At 31.2% G+C, this 18,638-nt stretch carries 20 protein-coding genes; 6 read left to right on the top strand and 14 right to left on the bottom strand.

Features of this window, described 5'->3' with window-relative positions:
- Window positions 1–153 precede the first annotated feature (153 nt).
- From AC28QF_RS03960 to AC28QF_RS03980, 5 genes are all read left to right on the top strand, one after another.
- Window positions 154–879, top strand: a complete 726-nt coding sequence (locus AC28QF_RS03960) for a MotA/TolQ/ExbB proton channel family protein (RefSeq protein WP_488200664.1) — start codon at window positions 154–156, stop codon at window positions 877–879.
- 3 nt (window positions 880–882) lie between these two features.
- Window positions 883–1,326, top strand: a complete 444-nt coding sequence (locus AC28QF_RS03965) for a hypothetical protein (RefSeq protein WP_488200663.1) — start codon at window positions 883–885, stop codon at window positions 1,324–1,326.
- 6 nt (window positions 1,327–1,332) lie between these two features.
- The gene (locus tag AC28QF_RS03970) at window positions 1,333–1,959 is read left to right on the top strand and encodes an ExbD/TolR family protein (protein ID WP_488200662.1); all 627 of its coding nucleotides are present in this window, start codon (window positions 1,333–1,335) and stop codon (window positions 1,957–1,959) included.
- A gap of 17 nt (window positions 1,960–1,976) precedes the next feature.
- The gene (locus tag AC28QF_RS03975; protein WP_488200661.1) at window positions 1,977–2,447 is read left to right on the top strand and encodes an ExbD/TolR family protein; all 471 of its coding nucleotides are present in this window, start codon (window positions 1,977–1,979) and stop codon (window positions 2,445–2,447) included.
- 90 nt (window positions 2,448–2,537) lie between these two features.
- Window positions 2,538–3,206, top strand: coding sequence for a porin family protein (locus AC28QF_RS03980; protein ID WP_488200660.1), 669 nt, complete (start codon window positions 2,538–2,540; stop codon window positions 3,204–3,206).
- On the opposite strand, the gene AC28QF_RS03985 is transcribed toward AC28QF_RS03980, so the two are convergent.
- The 12 genes from AC28QF_RS03985 to AC28QF_RS04040 all read right to left on the bottom strand — a co-directional run bounded on the left by AC28QF_RS03985 (window position 3,201) and on the right by AC28QF_RS04040 (window position 16,572).
- On the bottom strand, window positions 3,201–3,800 hold the full coding sequence (locus AC28QF_RS03985) for a hypothetical protein (RefSeq protein WP_488200659.1): 600 nt from the start codon (window positions 3,798–3,800) through the stop codon (window positions 3,201–3,203). The two genes, AC28QF_RS03980 and AC28QF_RS03985, sit on opposite strands and share 6 nt — an antisense overlap.
- The gene (rpoN, locus tag AC28QF_RS03990; protein WP_488200658.1) at window positions 3,800–5,260 is read right to left on the bottom strand and encodes an RNA polymerase factor sigma-54; all 1,461 of its coding nucleotides are present in this window, start codon (window positions 5,258–5,260) and stop codon (window positions 3,800–3,802) included. Before rpoN ends, AC28QF_RS03985 begins: the two co-directional genes overlap by 1 nt.
- Before the next feature lie 83 nt (window positions 5,261–5,343).
- Entirely contained in the window at window positions 5,344–6,777 is a 1,434-nt protein-coding gene (asnS, locus tag AC28QF_RS03995; protein WP_488200657.1) for an asparagine--tRNA ligase, read from the bottom strand.
- Between the two features lie 78 nt (window positions 6,778–6,855).
- Entirely contained in the window at window positions 6,856–9,219 is a 2,364-nt protein-coding gene (locus tag AC28QF_RS04000; protein ID WP_488200656.1) for an efflux RND transporter permease subunit, read from the bottom strand.
- Window positions 9,220–9,317: 98 nt separating this feature from the next.
- A complete protein-coding gene (gene frr / locus AC28QF_RS04005) occupies window positions 9,318–9,872 on the bottom strand; it encodes a ribosome recycling factor (RefSeq protein WP_488200655.1) in 555 nt (184 codons plus the stop codon).
- 47 nt (window positions 9,873–9,919) lie between these two features.
- On the bottom strand, window positions 9,920–10,630 hold the full coding sequence (pyrH, locus tag AC28QF_RS04010; protein WP_488200654.1) for a UMP kinase: 711 nt from the start codon (window positions 10,628–10,630) through the stop codon (window positions 9,920–9,922).
- A 114-nt stretch (window positions 10,631–10,744) separates the two neighbouring features.
- Complete coding sequence (gene tsf, locus AC28QF_RS04015; RefSeq protein ID WP_488200653.1) at window positions 10,745–11,713, bottom strand: translation elongation factor Ts; 969 nt, start codon at window positions 11,711–11,713, stop codon at window positions 10,745–10,747.
- An 80-nt stretch (window positions 11,714–11,793) separates the two neighbouring features.
- Window positions 11,794–12,567 carry a 30S ribosomal protein S2 gene (gene rpsB, locus AC28QF_RS04020; RefSeq protein WP_488200652.1) on the bottom strand — a complete coding sequence of 258 codons (774 nt, stop codon included), beginning with the start codon at window positions 12,565–12,567 and terminating at the stop codon, window positions 11,794–11,796.
- A 154-nt stretch (window positions 12,568–12,721) separates the two neighbouring features.
- Window positions 12,722–13,108 carry a 30S ribosomal protein S9 gene (gene rpsI, locus AC28QF_RS04025; RefSeq protein WP_028888420.1) on the bottom strand — a complete coding sequence of 129 codons (387 nt, stop codon included), beginning with the start codon at window positions 13,106–13,108 and terminating at the stop codon, window positions 12,722–12,724.
- Window positions 13,108–13,563, bottom strand: a complete 456-nt coding sequence (gene rplM, locus AC28QF_RS04030; protein WP_028888421.1) for a 50S ribosomal protein L13 — start codon at window positions 13,561–13,563, stop codon at window positions 13,108–13,110. Before rplM ends, rpsI begins: the two co-directional genes overlap by 1 nt.
- Before the next feature lie 100 nt (window positions 13,564–13,663).
- Window positions 13,664–15,625, bottom strand: a complete 1,962-nt coding sequence (locus AC28QF_RS04035; RefSeq protein WP_488200651.1) for an LTA synthase family protein — start codon at window positions 15,623–15,625, stop codon at window positions 13,664–13,666.
- 98 nt (window positions 15,626–15,723) lie between these two features.
- Window positions 15,724–16,572, bottom strand: coding sequence for an OmpA/MotB family protein (locus AC28QF_RS04040; RefSeq protein WP_488200650.1), 849 nt, complete (start codon window positions 16,570–16,572; stop codon window positions 15,724–15,726).
- A gap of 120 nt (window positions 16,573–16,692) precedes the next feature.
- Between AC28QF_RS04040 and AC28QF_RS04045 the strand changes: the two genes are divergently transcribed.
- Entirely contained in the window at window positions 16,693–17,667 is a 975-nt protein-coding gene (locus tag AC28QF_RS04045; RefSeq protein WP_488200649.1) for an FAD:protein FMN transferase, read from the top strand.
- On the opposite strand, the gene AC28QF_RS04050 is transcribed toward AC28QF_RS04045, so the two are convergent.
- Both AC28QF_RS04050 and AC28QF_RS04055 read right to left on the bottom strand, forming a co-directional pair.
- Window positions 17,664–18,434 (bottom strand): class I SAM-dependent methyltransferase, encoded by a 771-nt coding sequence (locus tag AC28QF_RS04050; protein ID WP_488200648.1) that lies wholly within the window; start codon window positions 18,432–18,434, stop codon window positions 17,664–17,666. The genes AC28QF_RS04045 and AC28QF_RS04050 overlap by 4 nt on opposite strands.
- Entirely contained in the window at window positions 18,435–18,632 is a 198-nt protein-coding gene (locus AC28QF_RS04055; protein WP_488200647.1) for a gliding motility protein GldL, read from the bottom strand.
- Window positions 18,633–18,638 lie beyond the last annotated feature (6 nt).

Below are 18,638 nucleotides of genomic sequence, written 5' to 3' on the forward strand. Positions count from 1 at the left end.
AATGTCCCAACATTTTTTTGTTACTTGGCAGTCTGAAAAATAAAAAAGTGTAATAAGTACAAGTTAATAATTACTTATTGTTAAAAAAGTAAGTAATTTATAGTAAAATTTGTATTTTTAACCCGTTAACTATTTAAAATTAATTATAACAAAATGAAAAAAGTAGTAAATTTCCTAACTATTGCAGGATTTATGTTTTTAGGAGCTATTCAGTCAACTTATGCTCAGGAAGCAGCAGCAGAAAACACAGAAACTTTTCACCAGATTTTAAAACGTTATTTTATAGAAGGTGGTCCAGGTTTTATGGGGATTGTATTGGTGGCCTTAATTTTAGGTTTAGCAATTGCAATTGAAAGAATTATTTATTTAAACATGGCAACTACGAATACTAAAAAGTTATTAGCTAGTGTTGATGAAGCATTAAGTTCTGGAGGTGTAGAAGCAGCCAAGGAGATTTGTAGAAATACAAAAGGACCTGTAGCTTCTATTTTTTATCAAGGATTAGAAAGGTCTAGTGAAGGTCTAGAGGCTGCTGAAAAGGCTGTAGTAGGTTACGGTGGTGTACAGATGGGGTTATTAGAGAAAAATATTTCTTGGTTGTCTTTATTTATTGCATTAGCACCGATGTTAGGTTTTATGGGTACTGTAATTGGTATGATTGGTGCCTTTGATGCGATTGCAGTGGCAAATGATATTTCTCCAGCAGTAGTAGCAGGTGGTATTAAAGTAGCACTTTTAACAACTGTATTCGGTCTTGTTGTGGCTATTATCTTACAAGTTTTTTACAACTATATCATTTCTAAGATGGATGGTATCGTTAACAATATGGAGGATGCTTCTATATCTTTAATAGATTTATTATCAAATTATAAAAAATAAAAGATGAATAATAAAATTATAACTTTAGTAGTAGCCGTACTAGCCATTATAGGTTTAGTGTTTGCGCTTATGGCTATGGTAGTAGATCCTGATGTTGATTTAATTGCAGCGAATGAAGCAGCCTCACCATTAGTATCTTATTCATTGGTCTTATTAGCTGTTACAGCTGCAGTAGCAGTCATTGGTTCTTTATTTTCTTTATTTAAAAACCCAGCAGCATTAAAGAAAGCAATAATGGGATTAGTTATTTTAGGCGTTGTGCTTTTAGTATCTTATTTATTAGCAAACAGTGATCAGGTTATTGATGCAAAAGATGAAGTTATTGCAGCAGCTGGTAGTTCTGTCTCTAAATTGACAAGTACAGGTATAGTGTTTAGTGCTCTATTAATGCTTGTAGCGGGTGCATTTTTTGTACTAGATTTATTAAAAGGAATTGTAAAATCGTAAGGTATTATGGCAAGAAGAGAAAATCCAGAAATTAATGCAGGTTCGATGGCAGATATTGCATTCTTGCTACTTATCTTTTTCCTTGTAACAACAACAATGGATGTTGATTCAGGTATCCCTAAAAAGTTAGCTGAAAAGACAGATGTTGAACCACCAATTGTAAAAGAGAAAAACATTCTTCAAGTTGATATTAACAGAAATAACCAATTGCTTGTAGAAAACGAAGCAATGGAGTTAAAAGACTTAAAAGATGCTGCTATCAAATTTATAGATAACGGTGGTGGTATTGGTAACCCAATGCCTGGGAAAGAAGCGGGAGCAGCTTGTAACTATTGTAAGGGAGCAAAGGATCCTGAATCATCGGATCACCCAAACAAAGCTGTTATTGCTGTACAAAGTGACAGGGGAACTGAATTTGGTACATACGTCTCTGTTCAGGATGAGTTATTAAAAGCTTATTCGGAATTACGTAATAGATTTTGTGAGGAGAAATATGGTATGAGTTTTACTGAATTAGAGAAAGCTTTTATTGCTGGAGCAAGAAAAGATGGCGCATTAAGAATAAAAGTTGAAGATGTTAAGAATAGTTATCCTCAGATAATTTCTGATATCGATCCAACTAATGTGCAATAATTTAAAACAATTAAAGTATGTCTAAATTTAAAAAGAGAAAAAAAGAGATGCCAGCGGTGAATACTTCTTCACTACCTGATATTGTTTTTATGTTATTATTTTTCTTCATGGTAACCACGGTAATGCGTGAAAACGATTTAGCTATTGAGGCTCCACGTTTGCCTAGTGCTGCAGAAGTAAAGAAGTTAGAGCGTAAAAGTTTAGTGAGTACAATTTTTGTGGGTAAAGCAAAAGATAGTAAATATGGTACTGGTTATAACAGAATTCAGTTAAACGATAAGATTGCTACGCCAGATGATGTACCTTCTTTTATTTTCTTAGAAAGAGGAAATGTATCTGAAGCTGAAATTCCTTTTATGACTACTTCTATTAAGGCGGATAAAGAATCGAGTGTTGGTACGTTAGCTGATATTCGTGAGAAATTAAGAGATGTAAATGCTCTTAAATTAAGTTTATCTACACACAAAGGAAGTGCTATTAAAAAGTAATCACTTTTTTCGAATAAATAATAAAAAGAGCAATCATACGATTGCTCTTTTTTTATACAAATAAACTATATTTAACAATAGTTAAGTGTTATGACAAATAGATTAATTTTCTTTTTAGTTTTTTTATCAATAAATATATACGCTCAGAAAGATTCTTTACAAGTAGGAGATTCTTATTGGGAAGATCAGTTGTATATTAATGTTTCATATAATATATTAGATAATCAGCCTAAAGGAGTTTCCAAAAGCGGATTTTCATTTGGTTTTTCAGCAGGTTATATAAAGGATATTCCTTTTGCTAAAAATGGGAAAATAGCATTAGGTGTTGGTTTAGGGTATGGGTTTGATTCTTACAATCACGGATTAAAAGTTGTTGAAAAAGAGCCAGCTAATTTTCAGATTGATAATAGTATTACGAATAATAAATTAGTATTACACAATATTGAAATGCCTATTCAGTTTCGATGGAGATCATCAACGGTTAATACCTATTCTTTTTGGCGTTTTTACACTGGTATTAAGCTAAGTTATAATATCAGTAATAATTTTACATATGACGACGCTGGTGCTAAAATTGATATATCAAACTTTTCTGAATACAATAAGTTTCAAACAGGGTTAATACTTTCGGCAGGGTACGGAACTTTTAATTTTCACGTGTATTATGGTTTAACACCTATATTTAAAAATGCTTCTTTAAATGGCAATAAAATTGATACAAATATTATTCGCTTCGGATTAAGTTTTTATCTTTTATAATATGTAGTAGGCTAAAAAAGGGGACGCTAAGCCAATAAAAAAACCAAGATATACTTCGTTGTAAGTATGAGCTTTTAATTGGAGTCTAGCATTCCCTAAAATACCAGAGAGCAATATAAAAAATATGATCAACGGAATTATATATATATTATGCAGTTGTTGAAATAATAGAAAATATCCTGTTGCAGCACCGATAGAAAGTAAATGTAAACTTGTTTTTATTTTTGCAATAAATAAGGTGTAAATCAAACCCAACCCGAATACTACTCCAAAAAATAAATAACTTAGGTCTTTAATAATTGTTATTTCAGAAAAAAACTTACCCAAAAAAAACAAAAGTGTCATCATAAAAAACAACGGTATTTTCCGCTCTTCAATACTATGTACTTGATATGATTTTATAGCGCCAATTGCCTTTAATAAAACTAATAATAGCACAGGTATTATATATGTAGCAATAAAAACAACAGCCAACATCTTATATTGCTGTTGTTGGTTTAAGTTAACAGGTGTTAAAATAAAGTAGAGTATTATACCAATTGTAGGCATCACAATCGGGTGTAAAATGGTGGATATGAATTTTTGCCAGCGCATTATATTTCTTTACGTAAACGCGCAACAGAAATATCTAATTGTTCTCGATATTTAGCAACAGTTCTCCTTGCAATAGGGTATCCTTTTTCTTTTAAAATCTTAGATAATTTATCATCAGTAAGTGGTTTTCGCTTATCTTCTTCTTGAATTACGGTCTCAAGAATTTTCTTGATTTCTCGTGTTGAAACATCTTCCCCTTGATCATTTTTCATTGATTCAGAGAAAAATACTTTTATTAGTTTTGTACCGTAAGGAGTAGAAACATATTTACTATTAGCAACTCTAGATACTGTTGAAACATCCATATGTATTTCGTCAGCAATATCTTTTAAAATCATTGGCTTCAACTTGCGCTCATCACCTGTTAAAAAATAAGCCTCCTGACGGTGCATAATGGCATTCATAGTAACTAATAATGTTTGCTGTCGTTGTTTTATGGCATCAATAAACCATTTTGCAGAATCTAGTTTTTGTTTTATAAACATTACTGCATCTTTCTGACTTTTACTTTTGGTTTTAGAATCACTATAACCCTTTAACATGTTGTTATACTCACGTGAAACATGTAATTCAGGCGCGTTTCGAGAATTTAAAGAAAGTTCTAAGACACCATCAATAATTTGAATAGAAAAATCTGGAACAATCTGTTCGGCTATCTTATTATTACCAGCATATGAGCTACCAGGTTTTGGGTTTAGTCGACCAATTTCGGTAATTATTTCTTTTAGTTGCTCTTCATCAATCGTGAATTTCTCTAAAAGTTTTTTGTAATGTTTTTTAACAAAATGATCAAAAGCATTTTCAAGGACATCAATAGCTAAAGCTCTTGTTTCTTTTTGTGGCTTTGATTTTAATTGAATAATTAAACATTCCTTTAAATCTCGGGCACCTACACCAACTGGATCTAATTTTTGAACTACGTTAAGTAAAATTCTTTCTACTTCAGCTTCAGAGGTAAAAACATTTTGTGTAAAAGCCAAATCATCTACTAAATCGATAATTTCTCTACGAATATATCCGCTATCATCAATACTACCAACTAAAAAATCGGCAATTGCACGCTCTTCTTCGTTTATTCTAAAAGTATTTAATTGACTATTTAATGATTGATGAAAACTTGTTCCTGCTGCATAGGGAACTTGTTTATCTTCATCATCAGCCGAATAATTGTTAGCTTGTGTTTTGTAACTAGGGTATTCATCATCACTTAAATACTCATCAATATTTATATCGTCAGTATCAATTTTTTCACTTCCTTCTTCATAGTCATCAGCATTGGTTAAAGTATCTTCAAAATTTTCTGGTTCTTCTTTACCTGTATCTAAAGCAGGATTTTCTTCAATCTCTTGCTCTAATCTTTCTTCAAAAGCTTGCGTAGGTAACTGAATTAACTTCATCAACTGAATTTGTTGTGGAGATAATTTTTGAAGTAACTTATAATGTAAACCTTGTTTTAACATACTTACAAATATAAGAAATAGGTTAAAAAGAAATCGTCATTCTGTGAGGAATGACGATTGTAGTATATAATTTTATGATTTCTTTAAAATTCTGCGTTCTGAGGCGTTCTAGGAAAAGGAATAACATCACGTATATTACTCATACCTGTTGTGAATAATACCAAACGTTCAAAACCTAAACCGAAACCAGAATGCACTGCTGTTCCGAATTTACGAGTATCTAAATACCACCATAATTCTTCTTCGTCTATATTTAAGTCTGCCATTTTAGATTTTAACACATCTAAACGCTCTTCTCTTTGCGATCCACCAACCATTTCTCCGATTCCTGGAAATAAAACATCCATTGCACGTACCGTCTTGCCATCGTCGTTTAAACGCATGTAAAAAGCTTTAATCGTTGCTGGATAGTCAAATAAAATTACCGGACATTTAAAGTGTTTTTCAACTAAGTAACGCTCGTGTTCTGATTGTAAATCAACACCCCATTCTGTAATAGGAAACTGAAATTTTTTCTTTTTATTTGGCTTACAGTTACGTAATATATCAAAAGCCTCCGTATAACTTACTCTTTTAAAGTTGTTTTCTGCAACAAAGTTTAATTTTTCAATTAATCCCATATCGCTACGTTCAGCTTGCGGTTTTGATTTTTCTTCTTGCGTTAAACGATTGTCTAAAAATTCTAAATCGTCTTTACAGTTTTCTAAAACATAACCTAAAACAGATTTAATGAAATCTTCAGATAAATCCATATTTGCATCTAAATCATTAAATGCAACCTCAGGTTCAATCATCCAAAATTCAGCTAAATGACGTGTTGTGTTAGAGTTTTCAGCTCTAAAAGTAGGTCCGAAAGTATATACTTTACCCAAAGCCATAGCATAAGTTTCAGCTTCTAACTGACCAGAAACGGTTAAGTTTGTTTCTTTACCAAAAAAATCTTTGGTATAATCTATATTTCCTTCTTCGTTTAATGGCGCCTTATTTGTCTCGAAATTTGATACATGAAACATTTCTCCTGCACCTTCAGCATCTGATCCAGTAATTATAGGCGTATTAACGTAGTTAAATCCGTTTTCTTGAAAGTATTTATGAACTCCAAAAGACAAGGCAGAACGAACTCTCATTACAGCACTAAACGTATTTGTTCTAATACGTAAATGTGCGTTTTCTCTTAAAAACTCTAAACTGTGTTTTTTAGGCTGAATAGGATATTCATCAGGATTAGAATCTCCTAATATTTCTAATTTTGTAACCTTAACTTCTACGCTTTGTCCTTTACCTTCACTTTCAATTAAAGTACCAGTAATACTAATAGCAGCACTTGTAGTAATTCTTTTTAAAAGTTCTTCATCTGTATTTTCAAAATCTACAACACATTGAATATTATTAATGGTAGAGCCATCATTTAAAGCAATAAAACGATTGCTTCTAAAGGTTCTAACCCATCCTTTTACATGTACTTCTTGTAAAAATTTATCAGAATGTAATAATTCTTTAACGCTACTTCTTTTCATCTTTTAAAAAATTGAGAAGCAAAGATACTTTATTACAAAGAATTGAGCAATCTTGATATTTAAAATGCAAAGAAACTTTTAGTCTTCTTCTTTTGGTGGTAAAATTTTAAAGTTAGTTTCTTTTAAGACCTTTTTGTTTGCTATTTTCTTTTCGAAAGATAATAGGAGAGAAGGTAATAATAACAAGTTAGATACCATTGCTAATAGTAACGTAACTGAGACTAAACCTCCCAAAGCAATTGTGCCCCCGAAACTAGAAAGTGTAAAAACTAAGAAGCCAAAGAATAACACGATTGATGTATAAAACATACTTACACCGGTTTCTTGTAATGCAGAGTACACAGCAGGTTTTACTTTCCAATTATTAGCAAGTAACTCTTGTCGGTATTTTGCCAAAAAGTGAATTGTATCATCTACCGAAATACCAAAAGCAATACTAAAAACTAAAATTGTAGATGGTTTTATAGGAATGCTAAAGAACCCCATTAAACCAGCCGTAATTAATAACGGAAGCATGTTTGGTATTAATGATATAAAAATCATTTTGTAAGAACGGAACATCCATGCCATAAAAATTGAAATCAATAATATGGCAAGCGATAATGAAATAACTAAGTTTTTAATTAAGTAATTTGTTCCTTTTAAGAAAACCAATGCTTTTCCTGTCATAGAAACAGTAAATTTTTCTTCCGGAAATTGTTTTTTAATAACAGCGTCTAAGCGATCCTGAATAATATCCATCTTATCGGTACCAACATCTTTCATAAAAGTTGTAATACGTGCATAACGCCCAGTGCTATCTACAAAGTTTTTTAGCATTCCCGAATTACTGTCAGAGTTTTTGGTGTAAGCGAAAATATATGCTTTTTCCTGACTCGTTGGTAATTGATAATATTTCGGATTTCCTTTATAATAGGCCTGCTTAGAATACTTAACTAAGTTGGTAATTGAAATAGGTTTTGAAAGCTCAGGAAAGGTTTCAATAGTTTCATTTAACTTTTCCATCTTTTTTAGTGTAGAAAGTTTCATCACACCTTTTTCTTTTTTAGTGTCAATCAGAATTTCTAAAGGCATAATTCCGCCAAATTCAGTTTCAAAAAACTTAATGTCTTTATAAAACTGCATTCCCTTAGGCATATCTTCAATTAAACTTCCAGAAACACGAATTTGAAATAAACCAATCATACTTAATATAATTACAATAACGGTAGTAATATAAATTGTAATACGCCTTTGCTTTACCATAAGTTCCATCCAAGCAACTACATTTCCCATCCACTTTTTTTCTAAGTGATTTAAATGTTTCTTTTCAGGACGAGGCATGAAACTGTATATAATAGGAACAATTAAAAGCGCCAAAATAAAAATACTAATGATGTTTACTGAAGCTAAAATTCCGAATTCTCTAAGTAGTTGACTTTTTACAAAAACAAAGGTTGCAAAACCAGAGGCTGTTGTAATATTTGTCATTAATGTTGCATTACCAATTTTAGAAATTACGCGTTGTAAAGACTTTGCTTGGTTACCGTGTTTTTTTATTTCTTGTTGATATTTATTGATAAGAAAAACAGCATTCGGTACACCTATTACAATAATTAATGGCGGAATTAAGGCTGATAATACAGTAATTTCATATCTAAATAAACCAATAAACCCGAAAGCCCAAACAACACCAATACCTACAACTAAAAGTGTAATAAAAGTTGCCCTAAAAGAACGAAAAAAGAAAAAGAAAATAACAGCAGTAATACCTAAAGCTCCTAATACGAAGAGCTGCATTTCATCAATTATATTCTGAGAATTTATAGTTCGTATATATGGCATTCCAGACATTCGAACATCTATTTTATGCTCTTTCTCAAATTTTTCAACAGTAGGAATTAAAATTTCAACAATAAAATCTCTTCTGGCAGGTTTGTTTACAATGTCTTTATTTATATAAATAGCAGTTTGTAACGTACCTTGTTCATTGTATAATAAGTTGTCGTAAAAAGGAAGTTTTTCAAATAATTGTTTCTTTATTCTATTTACTTCTTCGTTTGTGGTAGGCGCTTTGTTAAAAAGTGGTTCAAGAACAAATTTTCGTTTTTTTCTATCGGCTTTTAGTTCCTTAACATCAGCAATAGATAAAGTAAAATCTACTTGTTGTACACTGTCTAGATCTTTTACAAGCTTGTTCCAAGCATTAAATTTATTTGGAGTGAAAATTGTTGAGTCTTTTACCCCCAAGATAACTAAGTTACCTTCTTCACCAAAAATATCTAAAAACTGATCATATTGTATGTTAGCTTCGTGATCTTTAGGAAGTAGATTTGCTTCTGTATACGAGAAGCGCATATATTTCATTTGAGTGACTAAAAGTCCTGTAATAACAGCGATAGCAATTAAAACCAAGTATCGGTTTCGTAAAATAAATCCAGCGATTTTAGTCCAAAAAGTCATTAAAATATTTTTTGTAAAGTTATGGTAAATGAACCAATTAAACGAAAAAAAAAGAGTGTCATAAAGACACTCTTTTTTTTAATATATGTTAGAAATAATTAAACGGTCATTATCTCTTTTTCTTTTACAGAAACTTTCGCATCAATTTCTTTAATGTAAAGATCTGTTATTTTTTGAACTTCAGCTTCTGCGTCTTTTTTTGAATCGTCAGAAATGTCAGTTTTTTTAATTTCGTTGTTAGCATCTTTACGCGCATTACGAATTCCTACTTTTGCATGTTCAGATTCTGCCTTCGCTTGTTTCGCTAAATCTTTACGACGTTCTTCTGTTAAGGCAGGTACGTTAATAATAATATTATCACCGTTATTCATAGGATTAAAACCTAAGTTAGCAAGCATAATAGCTTTTTCTATTTCTTGTAACATATTTTTTTCCCAAGGTTGAACTGTAATTGTTCTGGCATCAGCAGTATTTACATTGGCTACTTGCCCTAAAGGTGTTGCAGAACCGTAATAATCTACTTGTACGTTGGCTAACATGGCTGGTGAAGCTTTACCAGCTCTAATTGTACGCAATTCTTTTACCAGATGCTCTATTGCATTATTCATTGCCTCTTTGGCCGAATCTAAAATAAAATCTATCTCTTCGTTCATTTTGTTCGTTTTATTCCCTCTGTAAAAAAATAAGAGGTTCTTTTAATTTATTCGTTATTAACTATTGTTCCAATTTTTTCTCCAGAAACTAACTTTAATAAGTTTCCTTTTTTATTCATATCAAAAACAATAATTGGTAATTTATTTTCTTCACTTAAAGTAAAAGCAGTCATGTCCATTACTTTTAAGTCTTTTTTGATAACTTCTTTAAAGGTTATTTTATCATACTTTACAGCGTTTTCATCTTTTTCAGGATCTACATTGTAAATACCATCTACTCGAGTACCTTTTAATATCGCATCTGCATTTACTTCAATTGCTCTTAATACGGCTGCGGTATCAGTTGTAAAATAAGGATTTCCTGTTCCACCACCAAAAATAACAACACGGCCTTTTTCTAAATGACGATTTGCACGACGCTTAATATAAGGTTCTGCTATTTCTTTAATTTCGATAGCTGTTTGTAGGCGAGTGTGAATTCCTTCATCTTCTAGAGCACTTTGTAAAGCTAAACCGTTAATGCAGGTTGCAAGCATTCCCATATGGTCACCTTGTACGCGATCCATACCTTGACTGGCACCAGCTACACCTCTAAAAATATTTCCACCACCAATAACTATGGCAATTTCAACATTTTTTTCTAGTACTTGCTTAATTTCTTGTGCGTATTCTTTAAGTCTCTTAGGATCGATACCGTATTGACGGTCTCCCATTAATGATTCGCCACTTAATTTTAAAAGGATTCTCTTGTATTGCATAGTTTTGTTGAAAGTTATGCAAAACTACGTTTTTTTTTCGAGTTTGAATTTTGATAAAATAAAAAAACCATCCAAAAAATTGGATGGTTTTAATTATAAGTAATTTGTTAAGAATTATCCTAAAGTGATTCTTACGAAGTTTTTAACTTCTACATCACCAAAAGAAGAAACATATTCTGCAACAGTTTTCTTTTCATCTTTAATAAACTTTTGATCTAATAAACATTGTTCTTGATCTAAAGTTGTATTATCAGAAACAAATCTTTCCATTTTTCCTGGTAAAATTTTATCCCAAATTTTCTCCGGTTTACCTTCTGATTTTAATTGCTCTTTAGCTTCTTCTTCAGCTTTAGCTATAGCAGCATCAGTTAATTGTAATCTAGATACATATTGAGGAACGTTCTTTAAAGTTTTACCTAAACGAACTAGTTCTTCATTATCTTTTACGATAGCAGCAATTCTTGCTTCAGTTTCAGATTCTACATAAGCAGCATCAAAACCTTTGTAAGATAAAGAAACAGCACCCATAGATGCAGCTTGCATTGCTAAGTCTTTCGTTAAAGTATCAGCATTGTCTATAGATTTAGATAAACCAACCATAGCAGCAATTTTACCGATATGAGTATAAGCTCCTACATATGGTGCTTCAAGTCTTTCGAAAGAAGTAATATCGATTTTTTCACCGATAACTCCTGTTTGTTCGATTAACTTTTCAGCAACAGTTATTCCACCAAAATCAGCAGCTAAAAATTCTTCTTTACTTTTAGTTTTAAAAGCAATATCAACAAATTGAGAAGCTAAATCTTTAAATGAATCATTTTTAGATACGAAATCTGTTTCACATGCTAATACAATAGCAACACCGTAAGTATTATCATCACTAATTTTAGTGATAGCAACACCTTCAGTAGACTCTCTATCTGCTCTTTTAGCAGCTATTTTTTGTCCTTTTTTACGTAAAACATCAATTGCTTTATCAAAGTTCCCTTCAGCTTCTACTAATGCATTTTTACAATCCATCATACCAGCTCCGGTAGTTTCTCTTAATTTTTTTACGTCTGCAGCGCTAATTTTTACTGACATTTCTGTAGTTATTTTTAGTTGTAAATATATTGTTGTAAAAAACTTAAAGGTTTCAATTTAATGAAACCTTTAAATTGAAATTATTTAGTTTCTTCGTTAACTGGAGCTTCAACAGTAGCAGTAGCTTCTGCTTTAGCAGGCGCTTTTTCTACTTTTGTTTTCTCTTTGTCAGCTTTTCTTTCAGTTAAGCCTTCAGTGATAGCATCAGTAATATAAGATAATACTTTGTCAATAGATTTTGAAGCATCATCGTTTGCAGGAATTACAAAATCAACTGGTCTTGGATCAGAGTTTGTATCAACTAATGCAAAGATTGGAATGTTCAATTTTTGTGCTTCAGCAACCGCAATGTGCTCTTTCTTTACATCAATTACAAAAACAGCCGCAGGTAAACGAGTCATATCAGAAATAGAACCTAAATTCTTTTCTAATTTAGCTCTCTGACGATTAATTTGTAATTTTTCTCTTTTTGATAATGCATCAAAAGAACCATCTTGCTTCATTCTATCAATAGTAGCCATTTTCTTAACAGCTTTACGAATAGTAACAAAGTTAGTTAACATACCACCTGGCCAACGCTCAGTAATAAAAGGCATGTTAATGTTTGCTGCTCTTTCTGCTACGATATCTTTCGCTTGCTTTTTAGTTGCAACGAATAATATTTTACGACCAGAGCTTGCTATTTTTTGTAAAGCTAATGCAGCTTCATCAATCTTAGCAGATGTTTTATACAAATCGATGATGTGAACACCATTACGTTCTGTATATATATACGGAGCCATGTTAGGGTTCCATTTTCTAGTTAAGTGACCGAAGTGCACTCCGCTTTCTAATAATTCTTGAATATTTGCCATTTTAATAAAATGTGTTTACGTTCTGTTTTCACAATATTTCAGTAGTTATAATAAGTCTGAAATATTTAGATACTAAACTGTTAAAAATAAATTTATAAATAACAGTCTCTTTCGAAAATAAATCTCCATAGCTTTTTACAAAGCAATAAAAATATTAACGCTTAGAGAACTGGAATTTCTTACGTGCTTTCTTCTGACCGAATTTCTTACGTTCAACCATTCTAGGGTCACGAGTTAATAAACCTTCAGGCTTTAATACAGCTCTGTGCTCTTCGTTAATAGCTACTAATGCTCTAGTAATTGCTAAACGAATTGCTTCTGCTTGACCTGTAATACCACCACCGTATACATTAACTTTAATGTCATAAGACTCTAAGTTCTCAGTTAACATTAAAGGTTGTTGGATCTTGTATTGTAAAGTTCCTGTTGTAAAGTAGTTTTTGTACTCTTTTTTATTTACAGTAATGTTTCCTTTACCTTCTGAAAGATAAATACGAGCAACTGCTGTTTTTCTTCTACCTATTTTGTGTACAGTTTCCATTATTTAAGATCGTTAAGGTTAATAGCTTTTGGGTTTTGAGCAGTTTGTTGGTGCTCAGTACCTGCATAAGCATACAAGTTTTTGTATAATGCACTACCTAATTTGTTTTTAGGTAACATTCCTTTTACTGCTTTTTCGATTAATCTTGTAGGATCTTTTTCGAACATTTCTGTAGCAGTTAATGATCTTTGTCCACCTGGATATCCTGTGTGACGGATGTAAGACTTATCAGTCCACTTTTTACCAGTTAAAACAATTTTTTCTGCGTTGATAACAACCACGTTGTCTCCACAATCTACGTGAGGAGTATAATTTGGTTTGTACTTACCTCTAATTAGCATTGCTATTTTAGAAGCTAGACGACCCAACGTTTGCCCGTCCGCATCAACTAAAACCCACTCTTTATTAACAGTGTTTTTGTTTGCTGATACCGTTTTGTAACTTAATGTGTTCATAATTACACGATTAGTTTTTGTTTATTAATATATTAATTTATCCTTGAAAAAGGACTGCAAATGTACGCTTAATTATTTGATTGACAAATAGCGTGTTAGTTTAATTTTTTACTTTTAATTTCCCGTTTTTAAATAGGTCGAAAGCAGCTTGATAATAAGAGATTGTTTCGTTTAAAAATAAAGAATCTGTTTTTGTTGGTGTGATTTCATTTTTATCTTTATTCCAACGGTACGATTTATGTTTTTTGTTAGTTTGTAATAGTAACAACTTATCCTTTTTTAATAAGCCTACTTTACGATGATTTCCTATAAATGCACGTTCATCTTCTGGTTGCATTTTATTGATGTCTGTTCCGAATAGATTTGTATGGTAAGACCAATTAAAATAACCGAATAAGGTTGGAAATATGTCTATTTGAGAACTCAGCTTATCTATTTTAACTGGTGTTTGATTTTTTAAATTTGTAATAAAAGCTGGAATGTGGTGATTTCTTACATTAATTTCAGTTTTACCAGCGCTAAAACCACAATGGTCAGACATAATTACAAAGACTGTGTTTTTATACCAATCTTTTGTTTTAGCTTTTGTTAAAAACTCATTTAAACTTTTATCGAGATATTTAATCGATCCCTCTACGTTTTTCCCTGATGGAACATCAACAACATTATCAGGATATGTATATGGCTTGTGGTTTGAGCTTGTCATGATAAAACTGAAAAAAGGTTGCTTACTTTTTGCTTTTTCATCTGTAACTTTTAAAACTTTATTAAAAAGATCTTGGTCACAGACTGCCCAGGCGTTTTCAAAAGTCATTTCATCATCTTCAATACGTGTTCTGTTGGTAGGTAGTTCTTCTTTTAGGCGATGTGATTTTCTTCTGTCAACAATATCAAATCCGTTATAACTAAAATAATTTGTCATATTATCGAAATGACCATCACCTCCATAAAAAAAAGTCCTACTATATCCTTTTTGTTTAAATATCTCACCTACAGTAGCTAAGTTGTCGTTGTTTTCACGTTTTACAATACTTCTACCTGGTGTTGGCGGAATAGCTAAACTAATAGCTTCTATGCCTCTTATAGTTCTTGTACCTGTAGCGTATAAGTTTGTAAAAAAAACTGAATTATTAGCAAGGGAATCTAATGTTGGAGTCCAGTTTTTAGTATTTGTAAAGCTCTGCATAAAACGAGCATTAATACTTTCCAATCCGATAAAAATTACATTAGGTTTTAATTCAGTGCTGTCATTTTTTGTATAACGATATATACCTTTTTCTACTAATAAGCTGTCGTTAGAAGCTTTTATATTCTCTGATAACAGTTTGTATGTTTTTTCTTCTGGTATTGTTGCGTAAAATTCGTTGTAATTTAATTCATTACTCTCGTAAGCAGCGAAAAACGAATACATGCCAGACTTGGTAAGCTCATTCTCATTAATACTTGTAAAAATCTCTGCCTTATCATTCGTAATAAGGTTATGACCAAAAACTAAACTAATTACTATAATGAAAGTAGGTATAAGTTTAGATTTAAAAGTATCTGAATTATTAAAAGTGTTTTTGTATGCGTTTTTCTTAGATGCATAGCGAATACTAATAATCAATACTAAAATAATGATACCAACTATTAAGGGAATAGGAAAAGATTGATGAATGTTTTCAATAACCTCATAAGTATACAAAAGGTAATCAACTGCAATAAAATTATAACGTCTTTGGTATTCGTCCCAAAAAGGAATTTCTGCTAAAAAAGAAAAAATAAAAACAAATAAGAAAAGTCCGTAAGAGAATTTGGTAATAATTTTGTCGAGTAAACTCCCGTGAAATTTTGAAGGGAATAGTAATAAGTATATAGCGTAAATACTAATTAAGTAAAGTAGGTTATTGATATCGAAAAATAAACCAACAATAAATATTTTTATTAATTTTATTATTGAGAAGTCAATGTGTTTAAAAGCTAAAACATATAAAACTAATCTTGTTATAAAAGAAAAAAACAAAATAGTTAAACTAAATGTTTTTAGTAATTGAAACCTTTTCGGTAAAATAATATTTAGCATGTTAAATTTGATTCTAGAGAACAAAGAACGTTACTTTTTTTTGAATAAAAAAAGACTACCCATTAGAGTAGTCTTTTTACTATTAAGAGAGTTTGTAATTACTCAGCTTTTTGCTCTAACAATTCGAAGAATTGGTTTAAACGAGGAAGAATAATAATTTTGGTTCTTCTGTTTTTTGCTTTGTTTTCAGGAGTATCGTTAGTTGTTAAAGGCACGTAGCTACCTCTACCTGCTGCAATTAATCTACTTGGAGCTACACTGTATTTGTTTTGTAATTCACGAACAATAGATGTTGCACGTAAAACACTTAAACCCCAATTGTCTTTTATACTAGATCCTTTTGTAACAGGAGTGTTATCTGTGTGTCCTTCAATCATTACGTCCATTTCTGGCTGACCGTTAACAACAGTAGCTACTTTTTCTAAAACTTTAGAAGCTTTGTCTGAAATAGTATAGCTTCCGCTTTTGAATAATAATTTATCAGAAATAGAGATAAAAACAACAGTTTTTTCAACATTAACCTGAATATCTTCATCTTCAATACCTTGTTGTAATTCTTTCTTTAAATGAAAAGCAACAACTAAGTTTAATGAATCCTTTTTAGAAGCAGCAGCTCTAATTCTGTTAATATATTTGTCTTTTTTACTTAACTGAGTTAAAGTTTCTTTAATGTTATCATTAGCTCCTTTAGTTAAAACGGTTAAATTTTCTACTTGCTGAAGTGTGTTTTGTTTGTCAGCCTTTAAATCACCAACAGATGATTTTAAAGAAGAAACTTTGTCTTGACAGCTTTCTTTTTCTACCAAGCACTTCGTTAAATTAGTTTTTACAGTTAATAACTCTTCCTTTGTTTTTTCATGCTTTGCTTTCAGCGCCTCCATTTCTTTAGTAGAAGCACAAGAGACTAATATAAGAGAAGCAGCAATAAATAAAAATATTTTCTTCATTTTGTATTGTTTTATAATTATGTGATAACAACGCAAATTTATGAAAATGCGTACATAAAAAATATAATTAACAATCTTTTATGAAGTGAGAATGAATTATTTTTGTGATAAATTAAAAGGATGGTTAGAAAGATATTTTATTTAGCAAGTGTAGTTTTGTTTTTGTTAGCTGCTTGTAAACAAGAAAAAAAAATAAAAGAAACGAAGCTTGAGGGTTTGATTTTTGGTACAACTTATCATATTACTTATTTGGATGTGGTTGATTATCAGGGGTCTATTGATAGTTTGTTTTCTTTGGTAAATAAATCGTTGTCTACCTATATACCAACTTCTGATATTTCTAAAATTAATAGTGGAGATTCTACTGTGGTAGTTGATGATATGTTTGTTGATGTGTTTGAGAAAGCAAAACGAATTTATAACGAAACTGATGGATATTTTGATCCTACTATAGGGCGTTTAATTAACGCATATGGATTTGGATCGGGAAAAGAAAAGAAAAATTTGAGCTCGGAAGAGGTTGTAGAACTTATGAGTGGAGTAGGTTTTGATAAAGTAAGGCTTGAAAAAAGAAAGGTTTATAGAGAGAGTTCTAATATAGAATTTAATGTAAACGCATTTGCAAAAGGATATGGAATTGATGTTATTGGGCGGTTTTTAGAGCGTAAGAATATTGAAAATTACCTGGTTGAAATAGGGGGTGAAATAAGAGCACGTGGAAAAAAAGAAGGGAAATTATGGAAAGTTGCTATTGAGAAACCAAATGTTGATGGTACACGATCACTTCAAAAAGTAATAGAATTAGATGGGGAGTCTATGGCTACTTCAGGAAATTATAGGAAGTATAAAATGAATGAAAAGGGAGAGAAAATTGTGCATACAGTAAATCCAAAAACTGGGTTAGCCTTTGAAAGTAATCTTTTAAGTGTGTCTGTGCGTTTAAAAGGAGACTGTGCTGATGTTGATGCTTATGCAACTGCTTTTTTAGCTATGGGGTTAGATAAAACAAAAGAGTTTTTAGTAAAGCATCCTGAGCTAAAAGTAGTTCTATTGTACAATGATAAAGATAATAATTTACAAGAGTTTGTAAACTAATTTTTAAAACACACAGGCAAAATTTCGCCTTTCATCAATGCAAATCGTTCTAGTTTTTCTGGAGCGATTTTTTTTGTGAAGTCAACTTCATCAACTTTAAAACCTATAGAGCAAAGTTTGTTGAAATAATCGCGACCATACACACGTACATGATCGTATTGACCAAATATTTCGGCACGTTCTTTACGATCGGTAATAGTATCGTCTTCAAAAGTTTTTTCTCTTGATAAGTCTTGCGGAATCTGAAAAATTCCGAATCCGCCCTTATTTAATACACGATATAATTCTTGCATTGCTTTCGTGTCATCCGTAATATGTTCTAAAACATGATTGCAAAACACCACATCAAACTCATTATCTTTAAAAGGTAAATCACAAATATCAGCCTTTACATCAGCAATTGGCGATTCTAGATCAGAAGTAATATAGTCTAAGTTTTTCTGCTTTCTAAAAATGTCTAAAAAACATTGTTCAGGCGCAATATGTAATACTTTTAATTTTTTATCCGAAGAAAAAAAATCAGTTTCATTTTGTAGATATAACCATAATAAACGATGCCTTTCTAAAGATAATGTAGAAGGAGAAAGTGCATTTTCTCGCTGCACTCCATAACCATACGGTAAAAGTTTACGAAAAGATTTCCCATCAATAGGGTCGGTAAATTTATCACCTTTTAACCACCAAGCAATCACAGGGCGAACCCAATAACTTGCTTTAATTAATAAAGGCCTCGGAATGGTGTTTAATATGGATTTAAAAACTTTCAATTATTGATTTAAAGTGCCTTTAAATTTTTTGTTAGTAAATAATTTGATGATAAATAAAATAAAAGCAATGATTTGTAAAATTGTTCCAGCTGTAAGTAATTCTACTGCTAATATTAAATGGAGTATTTTAAATAAAGCCCCAAGTGTTATTAGTATAATTCCTACAATGAAAACAAAAATAATGTACTTTAATTTCATGCTTTT

The sequence above is a fragment of the Tenacibaculum sp. M1.3A genome (genome assembly GCF_057732375.1).